Genomic DNA, 16,670 nt, shown 5'->3' with positions numbered 1-16,670 from the left:
CCAAAGCCTGCGAAATCCCGTCTTGCGACCGCCGACGCGACTCAATCCACGACAGGCTCCTCGATGTCGATATCGAGGAGCGCCGCGCTCACCGACTTGCCGTGTGCGTCGAGCGCGAGCGAACGCGTGACGCCGCCGCCCAGCGCATGTCCCAGCACGAAATTTAAGGCATTCAGAAGCGGCAGTTCGTAGCGCGCGACATCGCCTTTGACGACCTCGGCGAGATGCGCCTTCACGCGCTCGGGCGTCAGTTGTTTGCGAAGATGCGCGTAGTGTTTCTGATCGAAACAGATCACCGAGACGTTCAGCGTGTTGCCCTTGTCGCCGGTGCGGCCATGCGCCAGTTCACGCAGTTTCATCGTTGGCCTCCACGAATTCGAAAACGGGATTCACATGCTCGCGCGAGAGCAGCACGGATTGCACCGCGATGACCTCACGCGTGTTCTTTGTCACGCCACCGCCGCCCGCCGGACCGTTGGTATAGAGCGTTTCGACTTCGTTGCCGATGCGCGCCGCCTCCTTTGCGTTCGACGTCCGTCCAGCGACGCGCACGCGGACTTCGAAAGGATCGTCATTGCCGGACGCTAGCGCATCGCCATAGAGCGCGTTCACGCCGATCAGGTCGAAACGCAGTTCGCTGATATCGACGCCCGTAATCGCGAGACGTTCACGCACGATATCGAGCGCGAGCCTCGCGCGCGCCACCGCGCCCGGTCCGCCATAGGAAATCTGGCCTTCGCCGATGAAGCCGTCGGCATAGGCGACGGAGACTTTTAGCGTATCCGTGCGCGCATTGCCGCGCCCGCCCGAGACGCGCACGCGGTCTCGCGCCTCCCGCCTCACGCGCACTTGCGTAAAGTCCGCGACGACGTCCGGCTGGTAGTAGCGCGCCGGATCGTGAATCTCGTAGAGCAGTTGTTCCTTGCACGTCGCCTCGGTCACGGCGCCGCCCGCATGTGGCACCTTCGTCACGATGATCGAACCGTCCGCGCTCACCTCGCCGAGCGGAAATCCGAGCCGCGCGAGATTGCCGACATCCTTGTAACCGGGATCGGCGAAGTAGCCGCCCGTCACCTGTCCCGCGCATTCGAGCAGATGCCCGACCACGGTCGCCTGCCCGAGCGTGTTCCAGTCGTCCATGTTCCAGCCGAATTCGTGGATGAGCGGCGCCGTGAACAACGACGGGTCCGCGACGCGCCCCGTCAACACGATATCCGCGCCCGCTGCAAGCGCGCCGACGATAGGCGCGGCGCCGAGATACGCATTGGCCGATACGATGCGTTGTGCATACGCGCGAACGTCGTCGCCCGATTCCTCGAAGCGCAGGTTCGCGCGCAGGACGACGTCGAGCACGTCGTCGCCGGTGACCGCGGCGATCTTGAGGCCATCGAGCCCGAGTTCGCGGGCGATCTGCGCGGTTTTGCGCGCGGCCGCACGAGGATTGGCCGCGCCCATGTTCGAGATGATGCGCACGCCGTTCTTCACCGCGACGGGCAGCACTGCGCGCATGCGCGCTTCGAGCAGCGGGTCGTAACCGAGATCGGGATTGTTGCGGCGCGCCTGCTGGGCGATAGCGATCGTGCGTTCGGCAAGGCATTCGAACACGAGATAGTCGAGCGCGCCATGTTCGGCCAGTTCGACCGCAGGCTCGATGCGATCGCCCGAATAGCCCGCGCCCGCGCCGATTCTGATGATGTCTTTCATGGTTCGTCCTTACAGCGGAAACACGCCCAGCACGACGCACGCGATCGTCATGACGATCGACGCGCCGAACAGCAGCGGGAACGTGAACTTCTGATGATCCGCGAGATCGATGCCGCACAGTCCGACGACGAGAAACGTCGCGGGCGTGAGCGGGCTCACGGGAAAGCCGGTCGTCATCTGGCCGAGCAGCGCGGCCTGGCCGACATGCACCGGCGCCACGCCGAGCTGCGACGCAACTTCGGCGACCACGGGCAGCACGCCGAAATAGAACGAATCGGGATCGAAGAGCATCGACAGAGGCATCGACACCAGACCGAGCGCGACGGGAATGTGCCCGGCAAGCGCGGGCGGCACGAAGCCGACGGCTGCCTGCGCCATCGCCTTCAGCATGCCGGTGCCCTGCATGATGCCGGTGAACACGCCGGCCGCGAGCAGAATGCCGGCCATCATCAGCGCGGCGCGCGCGTGCGCATCGATGCGCTTTCTCTGCATGTCGACATTCGGGTAATTCACCATCAGCGCGATGCACAGTCCGACCATGAACATGATCGCGGGCGGAATCTTCTCGCCCATGACGACCATCGTGCCGAGCACGACGATCGTCAGCACGATGTTGAACCAGAAGTTCTTCGGACGGCGCAGCGCTTCTTCCTCGGGCGTGAGCTTACGTTCGGGCATCGGAATCGAACCGGTCGCGCTCGAATAGCCGAGGCGCTTCTCCTCGCGGCGGCCGAGCCACCACGCCATGCCGAACACGAACACGAGGCCAATAGCCTGCACCGGAATGAGCGGGTTGAAGAGCGATGAAATCGGCAGATGCAGCGACGCCGATGCGCGGATCATCGGCCCCGTCCATGGCAGAAAGTTGATGCCCGCCGCCATCGACACCGCCGCGGCGAGCACGCGCTTGTCCATGTTCAGGCGTTCGTACAGCGGCAGCATCGCGGGGATCGTCACGAGAAAACACACCGCGCCAGAGCCGTCGAGGTGGATGAGGAGCGCGAGCAGCGTCGTGCCCATCACGATGCGCGTCGGTTTGGTGCCCACCGCGCGCAGGATGCGGTCGATGATCGGGTCGAGCGTGCCCGCATCCGTAATCGTGCCGAAATAGAGGATCGCAAACACGAACATGCCAACGACAGGCGCGAGGTTCTTCAATCCGTCGATGACGAATTTGCTGGTCTGCAATCCGAATCCGCCAATCAGCGACGCCGCGATCGGCACGATGATCAGCGCCACGAGCGGCGACATGCGTTTGGAAAGAATCGCCCCGAGCAGGACGACGATGGTGGCGAGGCCGAGTAACGGCAGCATGTGTCTGTCTCCGAATCTTGTTTTTTGATGAGGCCCAGAGTAAGTTCGAAGCAGCGATCACACAATTGAAATGATTTGATCGCAGCTATCACGAACCATAATGGATCTCAATCTTCGCGATATTCGCGCACTCGTCGCCGTGGCCGAGGCGGGAAGCTTCACTCGGGCGGCCGAGCGGCTGCATCTGTCGCAACCCGCACTTACTGTGCAGATACGCCGGCTGGAAGAAGCGGTCGGCGCGCGCCTGTTCGATCGCAACAGCCGCAATGTCGCGCTGACGACGACGGGCCGCGAGCTTTTGCCGCTGCTGCGCAAATCTCTGCGCGACATGGAAAACGTGCTGCGTGACGCCCGCGCACTGGGCGAAGGCGAGAGCGGCACCATCCGCATCGCGTGCCTGCCGACTTTTGCGGCGAGTGCGTTGCCGGAATTAATCATCGGCACGAAACACGATGTGCCGCGCGTCACGTTCCAGATTCGCGACGTCGTAGCAAGCACCGTCAACGCGCTCGTGCGCGAGGAAGAAGTTGATATCGGGCTCACCGGGGGGGACGTGCTCGACCCGATGCTTGAGGTCCTGCATGCCGGTGTGGACCGGCTCGTCGTCGTTTGTCCGGGCGAGCATCCGTTCGCGAGCATGCGTCGAATCGGCGTGAGCGATCTCGCGCAGGTTCCGCTCGTGCTGACCGCACCGGGGACAAGCGTGCGCGCGGTTGTCGATGCCGCGCTTAGCCAGTGGAGCGGGCCGCTCGTTATTGCGTGCGAACCCACGTATATGATGACCGCCGTCGCGATGGTGCGCGCGGGCCTGGGCGTGACGATCCTGCCCGAGACCGCGCGAGAAGTGCGCGCCGAACCTGGGCTCGTCAGCAAAGAGATCAACGATCCAGCGTTCGTGCGGTCGATTGCGATCGTGAAGAAACGAGGCAGAACGTTGCCGTCGATCACCGACAAGTTCGTGCAACTGATGCGTCACAGCGTTAGGACGCGGTGAGCCGATTCCGGCTTTGCGCCGGGCTGAGACTTAAGCAGTCGCCAGGCCTGAATAGCCTAGTAACAACTGGATGGTTCGGAAATCTTTGGCTCACTCCAGCAGATGAGTTGCAGAGGCATGACGCGATGGATGTTCCCTACCACCGGCGTAGACCGTCATTGACTGCACTCACGACCAAAGATGAGTGACAGTTCTCGCATAACCCTCTAGGCGACGAGCGTCGTTCAAACTCCGATTGAGCACGCCGGCGCGAGAACCATCCCGAAGCCGCCGTCCGGTCAACCCGCGACGCTCACGCCAGAAAACCGCCCGCCACGCCCGCCCGTTCCTCGTCGATGCAGCGGTCGAGCATGCGCGACACCTCGCTGATCTTGCCGACCATGATGACGCGCGATTCGCTGCGATACACCCGTACCGGCGCGCGCTGCGCCGGTTCCGCATGAACCGTCTTCACGAGCGACACGCGGGCGAACGCCGGCTGGCGAGACGGCAGCACCGGCATTTCATCGAACAGATCGGGCGTGGCTTCGGTATGCGGACGCGCCGCGACGCCGCAGGGAATCAATGCACGCAGATGACGCAGGCGGCCAAACTGGCGGAAGGGCAACAAACGGGCAAAACGTTCCATGATGACTCTCCAGGCGATAGGACGCACCGCGGCGAGCCGGGAACGGCTGCCGTCATGCTTTGATGTACTCGAAACGCGCCGCGTCGTGCGTGGCGTGAGATGAAGCGGGCGCGCTAGAACTCGCCCGAGCGGATCAGACCGACCGCAATGCCTTCGAGCGCGAACTCACCGCTGCCGGAGCGCACGAAGATATTCTCGTAGTCCGGGTTCTCCGCGATGAGTTCGACGCCGTCCGTATGACGCTTCCAGCGCTTGACGGTGACGTCGTCGCCCAGACGCGCAACGACGATCTGCCCGTCCTTCGCTTCCGTGCGCTTCTGCACCGCGAGCAGGTCGCCATCGAGAATGCCGGCGTCGCGCATGGACAGCCCGCGCACCTTCAGCAGATAGTCCGGCTTGCTGGAAAAGAGCGCCGGGTCGCACGCGTAATGCTGCGAGATGTGCTCTTGCGCGAGGATCGGACTGCCGGCTGCGACCCGGCCGACGAGCGGCAGCGACAACTGCATGATGCTCGGATGCGGCAAGGTGAGCTGATGCGGCAACTCGTCCGGCTGTACGGCTTCGCCAATCAGCCGGATGCCGCGCGACGATCCCGCCGCCAGTTCGATCACGCCTTTGCGCGCCAGCGCCCGAAGATGCTCCTCGGCGGAATTGGCCGAACTGAAGCCAAGCTCCGCGGCAATCTCCGCGCGGGTGGGCGGGAAGCCGGTGCGCTCGATGGCGCGCTGCAAGAGTTCGAAGACTTCCTGCTGGCGAGCGGTAAGTTTTGAAGTTCTAGTCACTGGCTGGCCCCTGCTGCGCTGTATGGATGAACAGATGACTGTATTTTTATACAGTATTTCGCGCTTTTCAAGCATTACTTTAACTTCGTCGCGGAAGCGCCCGGAATTGGCCTTCGCAGGCGGAACGCAGCAGCAACAGCGCCGTTAGCACGATTCGATATAAAAAGATGAGAAACGATTATTTCTAATCATATAGCCGCGCCGATAGACTGATTCCGTCAATGGATAAGACGGAGAACGGGGAATGCAAAGCACGAAAGCGGGATTGGGGACCAAGGCGAGAAAGCTCTTCGCGGCGTTCGCGGTGACGGCGGCGACGGCGGCCATCAGCGTCCACGCTCATGCTCAAACCGCGTTTCTGAACGTGTCGTACGATCCGACGCGCGAGCTATATCAGGATTTCAACCAGGCGTTTGCGAAGAAGTGGAAGGCGGAGACGGGCGAGACCGTCACGTTCAAGCAGTCGCATGGCGGTTCCGGCGGCCAGGCACGCGCGGTCCTCGATGGCCTTCAGGCCGATGTCGTCACGCTCGCACTGGCCTACGACATCGACGCGCTCGCCGGCAAGGGACTCGTCAACGGCGACTGGCAGAAGCGCCTGCCGGACAATGCGTCGCCGTACACATCGACGATCGTGTTTCTCGTGCGCAAGGGTAATCCGAAGCACATCAAGGACTGGGACGATCTGGCGAAGCCGGGCGTCTCCATCGTCACGCCGAACCCCAAGACCTCGGGCGGCGCACGCTGGAACTATCTGGCCGCGTGGGCGTATGCGCAGCACAAGCCGGGCGGCAACGAGCAGAGCGCGAAGGACTTCGTCTCGAAGCTCTACAAGAACGCAGGCGTGCTCGATTCGGGCGCACGCGGCGCGACGACGAGCTTTGTGCAGCGCGGGCAGGGCGACGTGCTGATCGCGTGGGAGAACGAGGCGTTCCTGTCGCTCAAGGAGTTCGGCCCGGACAAGTTCGAGATCGTCGTGCCGTCGGTGAGCATTCTGGCCGAGCCGCCGGTCGCGGTGGTCGACAAGGTCGTCGACAAGCACGGCACGCGCAAGCTCGCCGAGGCGTATCTGAAGTATCTGTATAGCGACGAAGGCCAGCAGATCGCGGCGCGCAACTTTTATCGTCCGCGCTCGAAAACGGTCCCGGCCGATCTCATCAAGCAGTTTCCGAAGCTGAAGCTCTACACCATCGACGATACCTTCGGCGGCTGGACGAAGGCGCAAAAGACGCACTTCGCGGACGGCGGCGTGTTCGATTCGATCTACCAGCCGCAGTAACGGCAATGAGCAGGGCGGCCCGATGATGGAGCATCGAGCCGATTGAAGCGACGACAAGCGGCGCGCCATGACGCCGCTGTACGCACATGCAGCAACGAGCGCCCGCCCCGGCGCACTGGAACAGGATGATTCACGCATGAGCACTTTCAACCTGCGCAAGCCAAGCGCGCTGCCGGGCTTCGGCCTGACGCTCGGCATTACGCTCGCGTATCTGAGCCTTATCGTGCTCATACCGCTTGCAGCCACCTTTGCCAAGACGGCGACGCTCGACTGGGCGCAATTCGTGCGCGCGGTGACGTCGCCGCGCGTGCTGGCGTCGTACCGGCTGACGTTCTTCGCCGCGCTCGGCGGGGCGCTCATCAATGCGGTGTTCGGCTTTCTCGTCGCGTGGGTGCTGGTGCGCTATACGTTCCCGTTCAAGCGTATCGTCGATGCCATCGTCGATCTGCCGTTCGCGCTGCCGACTTCCGTCGCGGGCATCTCGCTCGCGGCCGTGTATGCGGGCAACGGCTGGATCGGGCAATTTCTCGCGCCGCTCGGCATCAAGGTCGCGTTCACGCCGCTCGGCGTGCTGGTCGCGCTGACGTTCATCGGCTTGCCGTTCGTCGTGCGCACGGTGCAGCCGGTGCTCGAAGAGTTCGAGCGCGAACAGGAAGAGGCCGCCGCGTGTCTCGGCGCGACGCGCTGGCTGACGTTTCGCCGGGTCGTGCTGCCGTCGGTTTTCCCCGCGTTGCTGACGGGCTTTGCGCTGGCGTTCGCGCGTGCGCTCGGCGAATACGGATCGGTTATTTTCATCGCCGGCAACGTGCCGATGAAGTCGGAGATCACGTCGCTGCTCATCATCACGAAACTCGAACAGTACGACTATGCCGGCGCGACGGCGCTCGCAGTCGTGATGCTGTGCGTATCGTTCCTGATGTTGCTGTTCATCAATACGCTGCAATGGTTCCTGCAAAGGCGCACGAGCAGGACGGTCGCGCCGCCGGCCCCGACGCTGCAGGTAGAGGGAGGCCGCGCATGAGCACGCCCGACAGCAAGGCCATTGCGATGAACACCGCCCCGCAACGCGAAGTCCATACGCTCAATCCGGTGACGGAGCCACGCGCGATACGCTGGCTGCTCATCGCCATCGCGCTCGTGTTTCTCGCGCTGTTTCTCGTCGTGCCGCTCGTCGCGGTGTTCGCGCAGGCGTTCGCGAAGGGCATCGACTATTACTTCGAGTCGCTGAAAGACCCGGATGCGTGGTCCGCGATCAAGCTCACGCTGATGACCGCCGCGATCGCCGTGCCGCTGAATCTGGTGTTCGGCCTGGCGGCGTCGTGGGCCATCGCGAAGTTCGAGTTTCGCGGCAAGGCGCTTCTGACGACGCTCATTGACCTGCCGTTTTCGGTGTCGCCGGTCATCTCCGGTCTCATCTACGTGCTGATGTTCGGCGCGCAAGGCTGGTTCGGACCGTGGCTCGCATCGCATGACGTGCAGATCATCTTCGCGGTGCCGGGCATCGTGCTCGCGACGATCTTCGTCACGTTCCCGTTCGTCGCCCGCGAACTCATTCCGCTGATGCAGGCGCAAGGCAACGACGAAGAAGAAGCCGCGCACGTGCTGGGCGCATCGGGCTGGCAGATTTTCCGGCGCGTGACGCTGCCGAACGTGAAGTGGGGCTTGCTCTATGGCGTGATTCTCTGCAACGCGCGTGCGATGGGCGAGTTCGGCGCGGTGTCGGTGGTGTCGGGTCATATTCGCGGACAGACGGACACGATGCCGCTGCACGTCGAGATTCTCTACAACGAATACAACTTCTCGGCCGCGTTCGCGGTGGCGTCGCTGCTGGCCTTGCTCGCGCTCGTCACGCTCGGGCTGAAGCTCATCGCGGAGCGGCGCATGTCGCAGTCGCTCGTCGAAGCCAGAAAAAGCGCACAGAACTAAGGATCATCATGAGCATCATCGTTCGTAATCTGCAAAAGCGTTTCGGCGATTTCACCGCGCTCGACAACGTCACGCTCGATTTTCCGGCGGGCGAACTCGTCGCGCTGCTGGGGCCGTCGGGATGCGGCAAGACCACGCTGTTGCGCGTGATCGCCGGCCTCGAACAGGCCGACGCGGGCCAGGTCTTGCTGAACGGCGAGGACGTCGCGCATGTCGGCGCACGCGATCGGCAAGTCGGCTTCGTGTTCCAGCACTACGCGCTCTTCAGACACATGACGGTGTTCGAAAACGTCGCGTTCGGCTTGCGCGTGAAACCGCGCCGCGAGCGCCCGACCGAAGCGGCCATCCGCGAGAAAGTGCATGAACTGCTGAAGCTCGTGCAGCTCGACTGGCTTGCGCAGCGGTTTCCGTCGGAACTGTCGGGCGGTCAGCGGCAGCGTATTGCGCTGGCGCGTGCGCTTGCGGTCGAACCGAAAGTGCTGCTGCTCGACGAGCCGTTCGGCGCGCTCGACGCCAAGGTTCGCAAGGAACTGCGCAGCTGGTTGCGCCGCCTGCACGACGACCTGCACATCTCGACGCTCTTCGTTACGCACGATCAGGAAGAGGCGCTCGAAGTGGCGGATCGCATCGTCGTGATGAATCATGGACGCGTGGAGCAGGTCGGCAGCCCGCAGGATGTGTACGATCATCCACAGACGTCCTTCGTGTATGAGTTTCTTGGTGCGGCCAACCGTCTGCAAGGCAACGTCGATGCGAGCGGCTTCATCGCCGATGGCGCCGCGAAAGCGATCACCACGCAGGCGCATTTCAGCGGCCGCGCGCTTGCTTATGTGCGTCCGCACGATCTCGCGCTGTATCGCGCCGACGATGCGGAAGGCGTGGCGCACCCCGATGGCATCGTGGTCGGCGTGCGGCGCGTGGTGACACTGGGCGGCTCGGTGCGCGTGGAGCTTGCGGGCGATACGGGCGGCGTGCTCGAAGCCGAACTGGACCGCGAAGCATGGCGCGCGCTGCGGCTCGACATCGGCGATGGCGTGCGCGCGGTGCCTCGTGCGCTGCGCGTGTTTCCGGCGCAATGACGCGTTAGACAGAACAAAGACAGCAGACAAGAGAGGCAGAGAATGAACTTCCAGCAACTGCGCTTCGTGCGCGAGGCGGTGCGCCAGAACATGAATCTGACGGAAGTCGCCAACGTGCTCTATACGTCCCAATCGGGCGTGTCGAAACAGATCAAGGACCTCGAAGACGAGCTCGGCGTCGATATCTTCATTCGCCGGGGCAAGCGTCTGACGGGCCTGACCGAGCCGGGCAAGCAGGTGCATCAGCTGATCGAGCGCATGCTGCTCGATGCGGAGAACCTGCGGCGCGTCGCCCGCCAGTTCGCCGATCAGGACAACGGCCATCTCGTCGTCGCGACGACGCACACGCAGGCTCGTTACGCGTTGCCCAAAGTCATTAGACAGTTCACCGAAGTATTTCCGAAGGTGCATCTCGCACTGCGGCAGGGCAGCCCGCAGCAGATCGCGCAGATGATCATCAACGGCGAGGCGGACATCGGCATCTCGACTGAGGCGCTCGACCGCTACCCGGACATCGTCACGTTCCCGTGCTATTCGTGGCATCACACGGTGGTGGTGCCGAAGGATCATCCGCTGGTCGGGCGGGAGAACATCACGCTCGAGCAGATCGCGGAGTATCCGATCGTCACCTACGACAACGATTTCACGGGCCGCTCTCACGTCGATCAGGCTTTCGCAAGCGCCGGCGCGATGCCCGATATCGTGCTGACGGCAATCGATGCCGACGTCATCAAGACGTATGTCGAACTGGGCATGGGTATCGGCATCGTGGCGGCGATGGCTTACGACGCGAAGCGCGATACGGAACTCGTCGCGCTCGATACGCAACATCTGTTCGAAGCGAGCACGACGCGCGTCGGCTTGCGCCGTGGCGCGTTTTTGCGCGCTTATGCGTACCGGCTGATCGAGATGTTCGCGCCGCAACTCGACGAAACGCAGATCGCCGCGCAACTGCGCGAGACCGCGTAAAGCCTGCCGGCTGATTTACAATCGCCGGCATGACAACCGACATTCTTCCTCGTATCGCCGTCCTCGCAACGGGCGGCACGATCGCCGGACGCGCCGGCGACGCTTCCATGACAGCGGGCTATAAGGCGGGCGTCGTCGGCGTGAACGACCTGCTCGACGCCGTGCCCGCGCTCGGCAACGTCGCCCGCATTCACGCGGAGCAGATCGCGAGCGTCGACAGCAAGGACATGAGCCATGCGCTCTGGACGACGCTTGCGCAGCGCATCGACGCACTCGCCGCGCAGGACGATATTGCGGGAATCGTCGTCACGCATGGCACCGATACGCTCGAAGAAACCGCGTATCTGCTGCATCTGACGGTGAAGACCGCGAAGCCGGTCGTGCTGACCGCCGCGATGCGTCCGTCGAGCGCGCTTTCCGCCGATGGTCCGTTGAACCTGCTCAATGCGGTGACGGTCGCGGCTTGCGCGCAGGCGAAGGGGCAAGGCGTGCTCGTCGCGTTCAATAACCAGATTCACAGCGCACGCGATGTCACCAAGACGAGCACCTACGCCGTCGATGCGTTTCGCTCGCCGGAAGTCGGCGTGCTCGGCTTCGTTCAGGACGGACGCGTGGAGTTCCAGCGCGCGGTGACGAAGCCGCATACGCTGGCAAGCGAATTCGCGCTCGGCGCTCAATGGCCGATGGTCGAGATCGTGACGAGCTATGCGGGCGTATCGCGGGTGGCGGTGGATGCGCTCGTCGCGGCCGGCGTGAAGGGCATCGTCGTGGCGGGGACGGGAAATGGCTCGATCCACGCAAGCATGACGCAGGCGCTCGTCGATGCGGTGAAGGCAGGCGTCGCGGTCGTGCGGGCATCGCGCGTGGGTTCGGGACATGTCATGCGAAACGGCGCTGCATCGGATGATGCGCTCGGCAGCGTTAGCGCGGGCACGCTCAATCCGTATAAGGCGCGCGTGTTGCTGATGCTGGCGCTCGCCGCGGGAGTGGAGGAGGCGGGGGCGTTGCAGAGGGTGTTCGAGCGGTATTAATCGACACCCGTATCAAGCATGCGCCTGAAGCCATCCTTACTCCTCCTCTGCGGCGTCATTGCCATTATTAGTCCTGCTCTCGCACAACGGCTTCCCGACTTTCAGGACTGCCCTCGCGCCGTACAGTCAATCGAAAAAACACCCCGCCTCAACTTCCCGGATGCGCAAACCCGCAAATATCGCAGCGTTCTGCGCGATGCCGCAAACGGCCCCGTCGGCTTCGCCGGCCATTTTGTACTGGCGGAATCGGGCTGCGGCGCCGGGTGTGTCATGGCGGCAGCAATAGACAAACAGTCGGGGCGCATTGTGCCGCTGCCTTTCACCGTTTCCGACTGGCCGCTCGATGTGGACGAACCGATCGAATACCGTGCGAATAGCTGCATGGTGATCGTCAAGGGAAGCCGCAACGAGAGCAACGAACACGGCACTTACTACTACGCGTTCGACGGCACATCATTCCACTTGCGTGCGACCGCCCCTCGCCAATAGGCAAAACGCGAACCGGAGTTCGCGTTTCTCTTTCATTCACAAGCGGCAAAAGCAATCAGTTAGCCGGCGGAATGCGCAGCACCTGTCCCGGATAGATCTTGTCCGGGCTCTTGAGCATCGGCTTGTTGGCTTCCAAGATGAGATCGTTCTTCGCACCGCTGCCGTAGTATTTCTCCGCGATCTTCCACAGATTGTCACCCGATGCGACCGTGTGATATCGCGACTCAGGCGCAGCGTTAGGCACAGTCAACTGATCATCCACCTTGTCGACGTGCTGCACGTTCCCCGCCGCGACCAGAATCTTTTCCTTCGTGGCCTGATCGGGCGCCTGGCCCGAGACCGTGACCGTATGGGACGCGCCGTCATACTTGACCTGCAGGTTGTCTGCATTCAGTCCTTGCGAGCGGATATACGTCGCAATGGCTTCGCCGGCCTTCTGATTGAGCGTGGCAACATCGACAGGCGCACTCGCCGGCGCAGCCTGCGCCGATGGCGTCGTTGCACCGAACAGCTTTTCGCCTGCTTCCTTGATGAAACTGAGGATTCCCATTGTTCAACTCCTTGAAGAACCAAGTTGGCGCCGCTTGCGAAGTAGAGCCACGTTAGTCGCGCCCGGCATCGAATAGTTCTGAAGTTCAACAAGGGATTACGCCGCACGCTGCACGCGGCATCGATGGAAACGTCTCATGCAGCAATCCGACGCGGACACCCGACGGCAAACCGTCTGACCGACCAAGGCTTACCCGGCAACCGCCGGATGCCGCTCTCGGACCCCACTTGCCGCCCTCAGCCCAGAGCGGCATTTGTCCCGCGTGCCCATACGCGGGACGCCCCACGGTTCAGGCGGGAAGCATCACGCAGCTTTCGCTTGCTGCGGCTCTTCCGCCACCTGCCAGTTCGACATGATCTCGAGCGCACGCACGAGCGCCGAGTGATCCCAGGCTTTGCCGCCATTCGCCGCGCACACGCTGAACAACTGTTGCGCGCTCGCGGTATGAGGCAGGGCAAGGCCCATCTTGCGCGCGCCATCGAGCGCAAGATTCAGGTCTTTTTGATGCAGTTCGATACGGAAGCCCGGATTGAACGTGCGCTTCGTCATGCGCTCGCCATGCACTTCCAGAATGCGCGACGAGGCGAAACCGCCCATCAGCGCCTTGCGCACACGCTCGGGATCGGCGCCCGAACGCGATGCGAACAGCAGTGCTTCCGCGACCGCTTCGATGTTCAGCGCGACGATGATTTGATTCGCGACCTTGGTCGTCTGCCCCGCGCCGTTGTCGCCGATGAGCGAGATGTTCTTGCCCATCAGTTCGAAGAGCGGCTTCGCGATGTCGAACGACTTCTGCGGGCCGCCGACCATGATCGTCAGCTTGGCTTCGCGTGCGCCGACTTCGCCGCCGGACACCGGCGCATCGAGATAATCGCAGCCGAGCGCGTTGATCTTCTTCGCGAACTCCTGCGTATCGAGCGGACTGATCGAACTCATGTCGATCACGAGCTTGCCCCTGGTCAGGCCGTGCGCGACGCCATCGTCGGCGAACAGTACGTTGGCGACATCGGGCGTGTCGGGCACCATCGTGATGACGATCTCGCTGGCTTGCGCGACGGCCGCCGAGTCCGCGACGACTTGCGTTTGTCCACGGATATCGTCGGGGACCGGATACTTGCCGTTCACGACGAGCGTGTGGCCGCCCTTGAGAAGATTGCGCGCCATGTGCGCGCCCATGATGCCAAGCCCGATGAAACCGATCGTTGCCATACTGTGTGCTCCTCCTTTATTCAAGCGGTAACGGCAGCTTCGACACCGCCGATGTTTTGCAGCCAGCCCAGGCCCGCTTCGGTGCCATTGAGCGGCTTGTATTCGCAGCCGACCCATCCTTCGTAGCCGATCGAATCGAGCAGCCCGAACAGGAACGGGTAGTTGATTTCGCCCGTGCCCGGCTCGTTGCGGCCGGGGTTGTCGGCAAGCTGAATGTGCCCGATCGACGGCAGATTCTTCCTGATGGTCGCGGCCAGTTCGCCTTCCATGCGCTGGATGTGATAGATGTCGTACTGCAGGAACAGATTGTCTGATCCAACCGCGCGAATCACATCGAGTCCTTCCTGCGACCGGTTCAGCGCGAAGCCGGGAATGTCGTACGCATTGCACGGTTCGACGAGCAGCCTGATGCCTTCTCGCTTCAGCGCATCGGCGGCGAAGCGCAGGTTCTCGATGATCGTCGCGCGCGCCTGATCCGGCGATACGCCCGCCGCCGGAATCCCGACGAGGCAGTTCAGTTGCGGCACCTTCAGCGCCTTTGCATATTCGATCGCGCGCGGCACGCCTTCGCGAAACTCGGCGACGCGATCGGGCAGGCACGCGATGCCGCGCTCGCCCGCATCCCAGTTGCCTGCGGGAAGGTTGTGCAGGACGATTTGAAGGTCGTTGTCCTTGAGGCGCGTCTGAATGTCGCTGATCGAGAAGCCGTAGGGGAACAGGAACTCGACCGCTTTGAAGCCCGCGTTCGCGGCCGCGGCGAAGCGGTCGAGGAAGGGGACCTCAGTGAAAAGCATCGTCAGATTCGCGGCAAATTTCGGCATGTGTTGTCCTGATTGTCTTGCTGATGGTCGGTCAGTGGCGTAGCGCGTTCAATCGAGCGGCATCACGGCGGTTGGTGCATCGGCCTTGCTTTCGGCGAGTTCCTCGAACTCGTTGATCGCGTCGATCTCGGTGCCCATCGCAATGTTCGTCACGCGTTCGAGAATCATCTCGACGACGACCGGCACCTGATGCTCGGCTGCCATTGCCTGCGCCTGCTTCAGCGCCCCGGCGATGTCCTCCGGCTTGAACACGCGCAGCGCCTTGCAGCCGAGGCCTTCGGCGACCGCGACGTGATCCACGCCATAACCGTCGAGTTCGGGCGCGTTGATGTTGTCGAACGCGAGCTGCACGCAGTAGTCCATATCGAAGCCGCGCTGCGCCTGACGAATCAGGCCCAGATACGAGTTATTCACGACGACATGCACATAAGGCAGCTTGAACTGCGCGCCCACGGCCAGTTCTTCGATCATGAACTGGAAGTCGTAGTCGCCGGACAGCGCGACGATCTTGCGCTGCGGGTCCGCCGCACGCACGCCGAGCGCAGCCGGAATCGTCCAGCCGAGCGGGCCCGCCTGTCCGCAATTGATCCAGTTGCGCGCCTTGAACACGTGCAGGAACTGCGCACCGGCGATCTGCGAAAGGCCGATCGTCGTCACGAAGCAGGTGTCGCGATCGAACGCGAGATTCATCTCTTCGTAGACGCGCTGCGGCTTCATCGGCACGTTGTCGAAGTGCGTCTTGCGCAGCATCGTGCGCTTGCGCTGCTGGCAATCGGCGACCCACGCGCTGCGGTCCTTGAGCTTGCCCGCGGCCTTCCATTCCTTCGCCACTTCGACGAAGAGTTCGAGCGCCGCCTTCGCATCCGACACGATGCCGAGGTCCGGTCCGAACACGCGGCCGATCTGCGTCGGCTCGATATCCACGTGCACGAACTTCCGGCCCTTCGTATAGACCTCGACACTGCCCGTATGACGGTTCGCCCAGCGATTGCCGATGCCGAGCACGAAGTCCGACGCCAGCATCGTTGCGTTGCCGTATCGATGCGATGTTTGCAGGCCGACCATGCCGGCCATCAGCGGGTGATCGTCGGGAATCGCGCCCCAGGACATCAGCGTCGGGATGACCGGCACGCCGAGCGTCTCCGCGAACGTCACGAGCAGGTCTTCCGCGGCCGCGTTGAGCACGCCGCCGCCCGAGACGATGAGCGGCTTCTCGGCGTCGTTGAGCATCGTGAGCGCCTTTTCGACCTGCGCGCGCGTCGCCTTCGGCTTGTAGACCGGCAGCGGCTCGTAAGTCTCGATATCGAATTCGATTTCGGCGAGCTGAACGTCGATCGGCAGATCCACCAGCACCGGACCCGGACGGCCCGAGCGCATCAGATGGAACGCCTGCTGGAACACGCGCGGCACGAGCGCCGGTTCGCGCACGGTGACGGCCCACTTCGTGACCGGCTTCGCGATCGATTCGATATCGACCGCCTGGAAGTCTTCCTTGTACAGACGCGCGCGGGGCGCCTGGCCGGTGATCGCGAGAATCGGGATGGAATCGGCGGAAGCAGAGTAGAGACCCGTGATCATGTCCGTGCCCGCCGGCCCCGACGTGCCGATGCATACCCCGATGTTGCCGGGCGCGGCGCGCGTATAGCCTTCTGCCATGTGCGACGCGCCTTCGACGTGGCGCGCGAGCACGTGGCTGATGCTGCCCGAGCGCTTCATCGCCGAGTAGAACGGGTTGATCGCGGCGCCCGGCACGCCGAACGCGGTGTCGATGCCTTCTTTCTCCAGCACGAGAACGGCTGCGTCGACGGCTCTCATCTTGGCCATGATTGTCTCCTTCGTTTGTCTCTATCCGTGAATGCTGTCTGCATCGAAGCAGGGTTCCGTTACACTTTAGA

Annotated in this window: 17 protein-coding genes; 8 read left to right on the top strand and 9 right to left on the bottom strand. The window is 63.0% G+C overall.

Annotated elements, in window-relative coordinates; all coding sequences use genetic code 11:
* Positions 1-41: 41 nt before the first annotated feature.
* Genes LDZ21_RS07325 through LDZ21_RS07315 form a run of 3 tightly spaced genes read right to left on the bottom strand, consistent with a single transcriptional unit; the run spans position 42 to position 3,018 of the window.
* Positions 42-359 (bottom strand): AtuA-related protein, encoded by a 318-nt coding sequence (locus LDZ21_RS07325; protein WP_244792382.1) that lies wholly within the window; start codon positions 357-359, stop codon positions 42-44.
* Positions 346-1,704 (bottom strand): acyclic terpene utilization AtuA family protein, encoded by a 1,359-nt coding sequence (locus LDZ21_RS07320; RefSeq protein WP_244792380.1) that lies wholly within the window; start codon positions 1,702-1,704, stop codon positions 346-348. The genes LDZ21_RS07325 and LDZ21_RS07320 overlap by 14 nt, the downstream gene beginning before the upstream one ends.
* A gap of 9 nt (positions 1,705-1,713) precedes the next feature.
* Entirely contained in the window at positions 1,714-3,018 is a 1,305-nt protein-coding gene (locus LDZ21_RS07315) for a CitMHS family transporter (protein WP_035969604.1), read from the bottom strand.
* Between the two features lie 100 nt (positions 3,019-3,118).
* On the opposite strand from LDZ21_RS07315, the gene LDZ21_RS07310 reads away from it, so the two are divergent.
* On the top strand, positions 3,119-4,012 hold the full coding sequence (locus LDZ21_RS07310) for a LysR family transcriptional regulator (RefSeq protein ID WP_244792378.1): 894 nt from the start codon (positions 3,119-3,121) through the stop codon (positions 4,010-4,012).
* Positions 4,013-4,304: 292 nt separating this feature from the next.
* Here LDZ21_RS07310 and LDZ21_RS07305 read toward each other — a convergent pair whose 3' ends face one another.
* Together LDZ21_RS07305 and lexA are read right to left on the bottom strand one after the other, a co-directional pair.
* The gene (locus LDZ21_RS07305; protein WP_035969607.1) at positions 4,305-4,640 is read right to left on the bottom strand and encodes a hypothetical protein; all 336 of its coding nucleotides are present in this window, start codon (positions 4,638-4,640) and stop codon (positions 4,305-4,307) included.
* A 113-nt stretch (positions 4,641-4,753) separates the two neighbouring features.
* Complete coding sequence (lexA, locus tag LDZ21_RS07300; protein ID WP_035969609.1) at positions 4,754-5,422, bottom strand: transcriptional repressor LexA; 669 nt, start codon at positions 5,420-5,422, stop codon at positions 4,754-4,756.
* A gap of 244 nt (positions 5,423-5,666) precedes the next feature.
* On the opposite strand from lexA, the gene LDZ21_RS07295 reads away from it, so the two are divergent.
* The 7 genes from LDZ21_RS07295 (at position 5,667) to LDZ21_RS07265 (ending at position 12,195) form a co-directional block, all read left to right on the top strand.
* Positions 5,667-6,701 (top strand): sulfate ABC transporter substrate-binding protein, encoded by a 1,035-nt coding sequence (locus tag LDZ21_RS07295; protein ID WP_035969611.1) that lies wholly within the window; start codon positions 5,667-5,669, stop codon positions 6,699-6,701.
* 136 nt (positions 6,702-6,837) lie between these two features.
* The gene (gene cysT, locus LDZ21_RS07290) at positions 6,838-7,722 is read left to right on the top strand and encodes a sulfate ABC transporter permease subunit CysT (RefSeq protein WP_244792376.1); all 885 of its coding nucleotides are present in this window, start codon (positions 6,838-6,840) and stop codon (positions 7,720-7,722) included.
* Between the two features lie 26 nt (positions 7,723-7,748).
* A complete protein-coding gene (gene cysW, locus LDZ21_RS07285) occupies positions 7,749-8,627 on the top strand; it encodes a sulfate ABC transporter permease subunit CysW (protein ID WP_052006004.1) in 879 nt (292 codons plus the stop codon).
* An 8-nt stretch (positions 8,628-8,635) separates the two neighbouring features.
* The gene (locus LDZ21_RS07280; protein ID WP_035969615.1) at positions 8,636-9,706 is read left to right on the top strand and encodes a sulfate/molybdate ABC transporter ATP-binding protein; all 1,071 of its coding nucleotides are present in this window, start codon (positions 8,636-8,638) and stop codon (positions 9,704-9,706) included.
* A 42-nt stretch (positions 9,707-9,748) separates the two neighbouring features.
* On the top strand, positions 9,749-10,675 hold the full coding sequence (locus LDZ21_RS07275; protein WP_035969617.1) for a CysB family HTH-type transcriptional regulator: 927 nt from the start codon (positions 9,749-9,751) through the stop codon (positions 10,673-10,675).
* A 29-nt stretch (positions 10,676-10,704) separates the two neighbouring features.
* Positions 10,705-11,706 carry an asparaginase gene (locus tag LDZ21_RS07270; RefSeq protein ID WP_244792374.1) on the top strand — a complete coding sequence of 334 codons (1,002 nt, stop codon included), beginning with the start codon at positions 10,705-10,707 and terminating at the stop codon, positions 11,704-11,706.
* Between the two features lie 18 nt (positions 11,707-11,724).
* On the top strand, positions 11,725-12,195 hold the full coding sequence (locus LDZ21_RS07265; protein WP_244792372.1) for a hypothetical protein: 471 nt from the start codon (positions 11,725-11,727) through the stop codon (positions 12,193-12,195).
* A 55-nt stretch (positions 12,196-12,250) separates the two neighbouring features.
* Here LDZ21_RS07265 and lysM read toward each other — a convergent pair whose 3' ends face one another.
* The 4 genes from lysM to gcl all read right to left on the bottom strand — a co-directional run bounded on the left by lysM (position 12,251) and on the right by gcl (position 16,599).
* Positions 12,251-12,745, bottom strand: coding sequence for a peptidoglycan-binding protein LysM (gene lysM, locus LDZ21_RS07260; protein ID WP_244792370.1), 495 nt, complete (start codon positions 12,743-12,745; stop codon positions 12,251-12,253).
* Positions 12,746-13,048: 303 nt separating this feature from the next.
* Positions 13,049-13,954 carry a 2-hydroxy-3-oxopropionate reductase gene (locus LDZ21_RS07255; protein WP_244792369.1) on the bottom strand — a complete coding sequence of 302 codons (906 nt, stop codon included), beginning with the start codon at positions 13,952-13,954 and terminating at the stop codon, positions 13,049-13,051.
* A gap of 20 nt (positions 13,955-13,974) precedes the next feature.
* Positions 13,975-14,775, bottom strand: coding sequence for a hydroxypyruvate isomerase (gene hyi, locus LDZ21_RS07250; RefSeq protein WP_244792367.1), 801 nt, complete (start codon positions 14,773-14,775; stop codon positions 13,975-13,977).
* 48 nt (positions 14,776-14,823) lie between these two features.
* The gene (gcl, locus tag LDZ21_RS07245) at positions 14,824-16,599 is read right to left on the bottom strand and encodes a glyoxylate carboligase (RefSeq protein ID WP_244792365.1); all 1,776 of its coding nucleotides are present in this window, start codon (positions 16,597-16,599) and stop codon (positions 14,824-14,826) included.
* Positions 16,600-16,670: the final 71 nt, after the last annotated feature.

It is taken from the genome of Caballeronia grimmiae, from assembly GCF_022879615.1.
Lineage (GTDB): Bacteria > Pseudomonadota > Gammaproteobacteria > Burkholderiales > Burkholderiaceae > Caballeronia > Caballeronia grimmiae.
The sequence above is the reverse complement of the archived record's forward strand: the minus strand, read 5'-3'. Positions and strand labels throughout refer to the sequence as shown.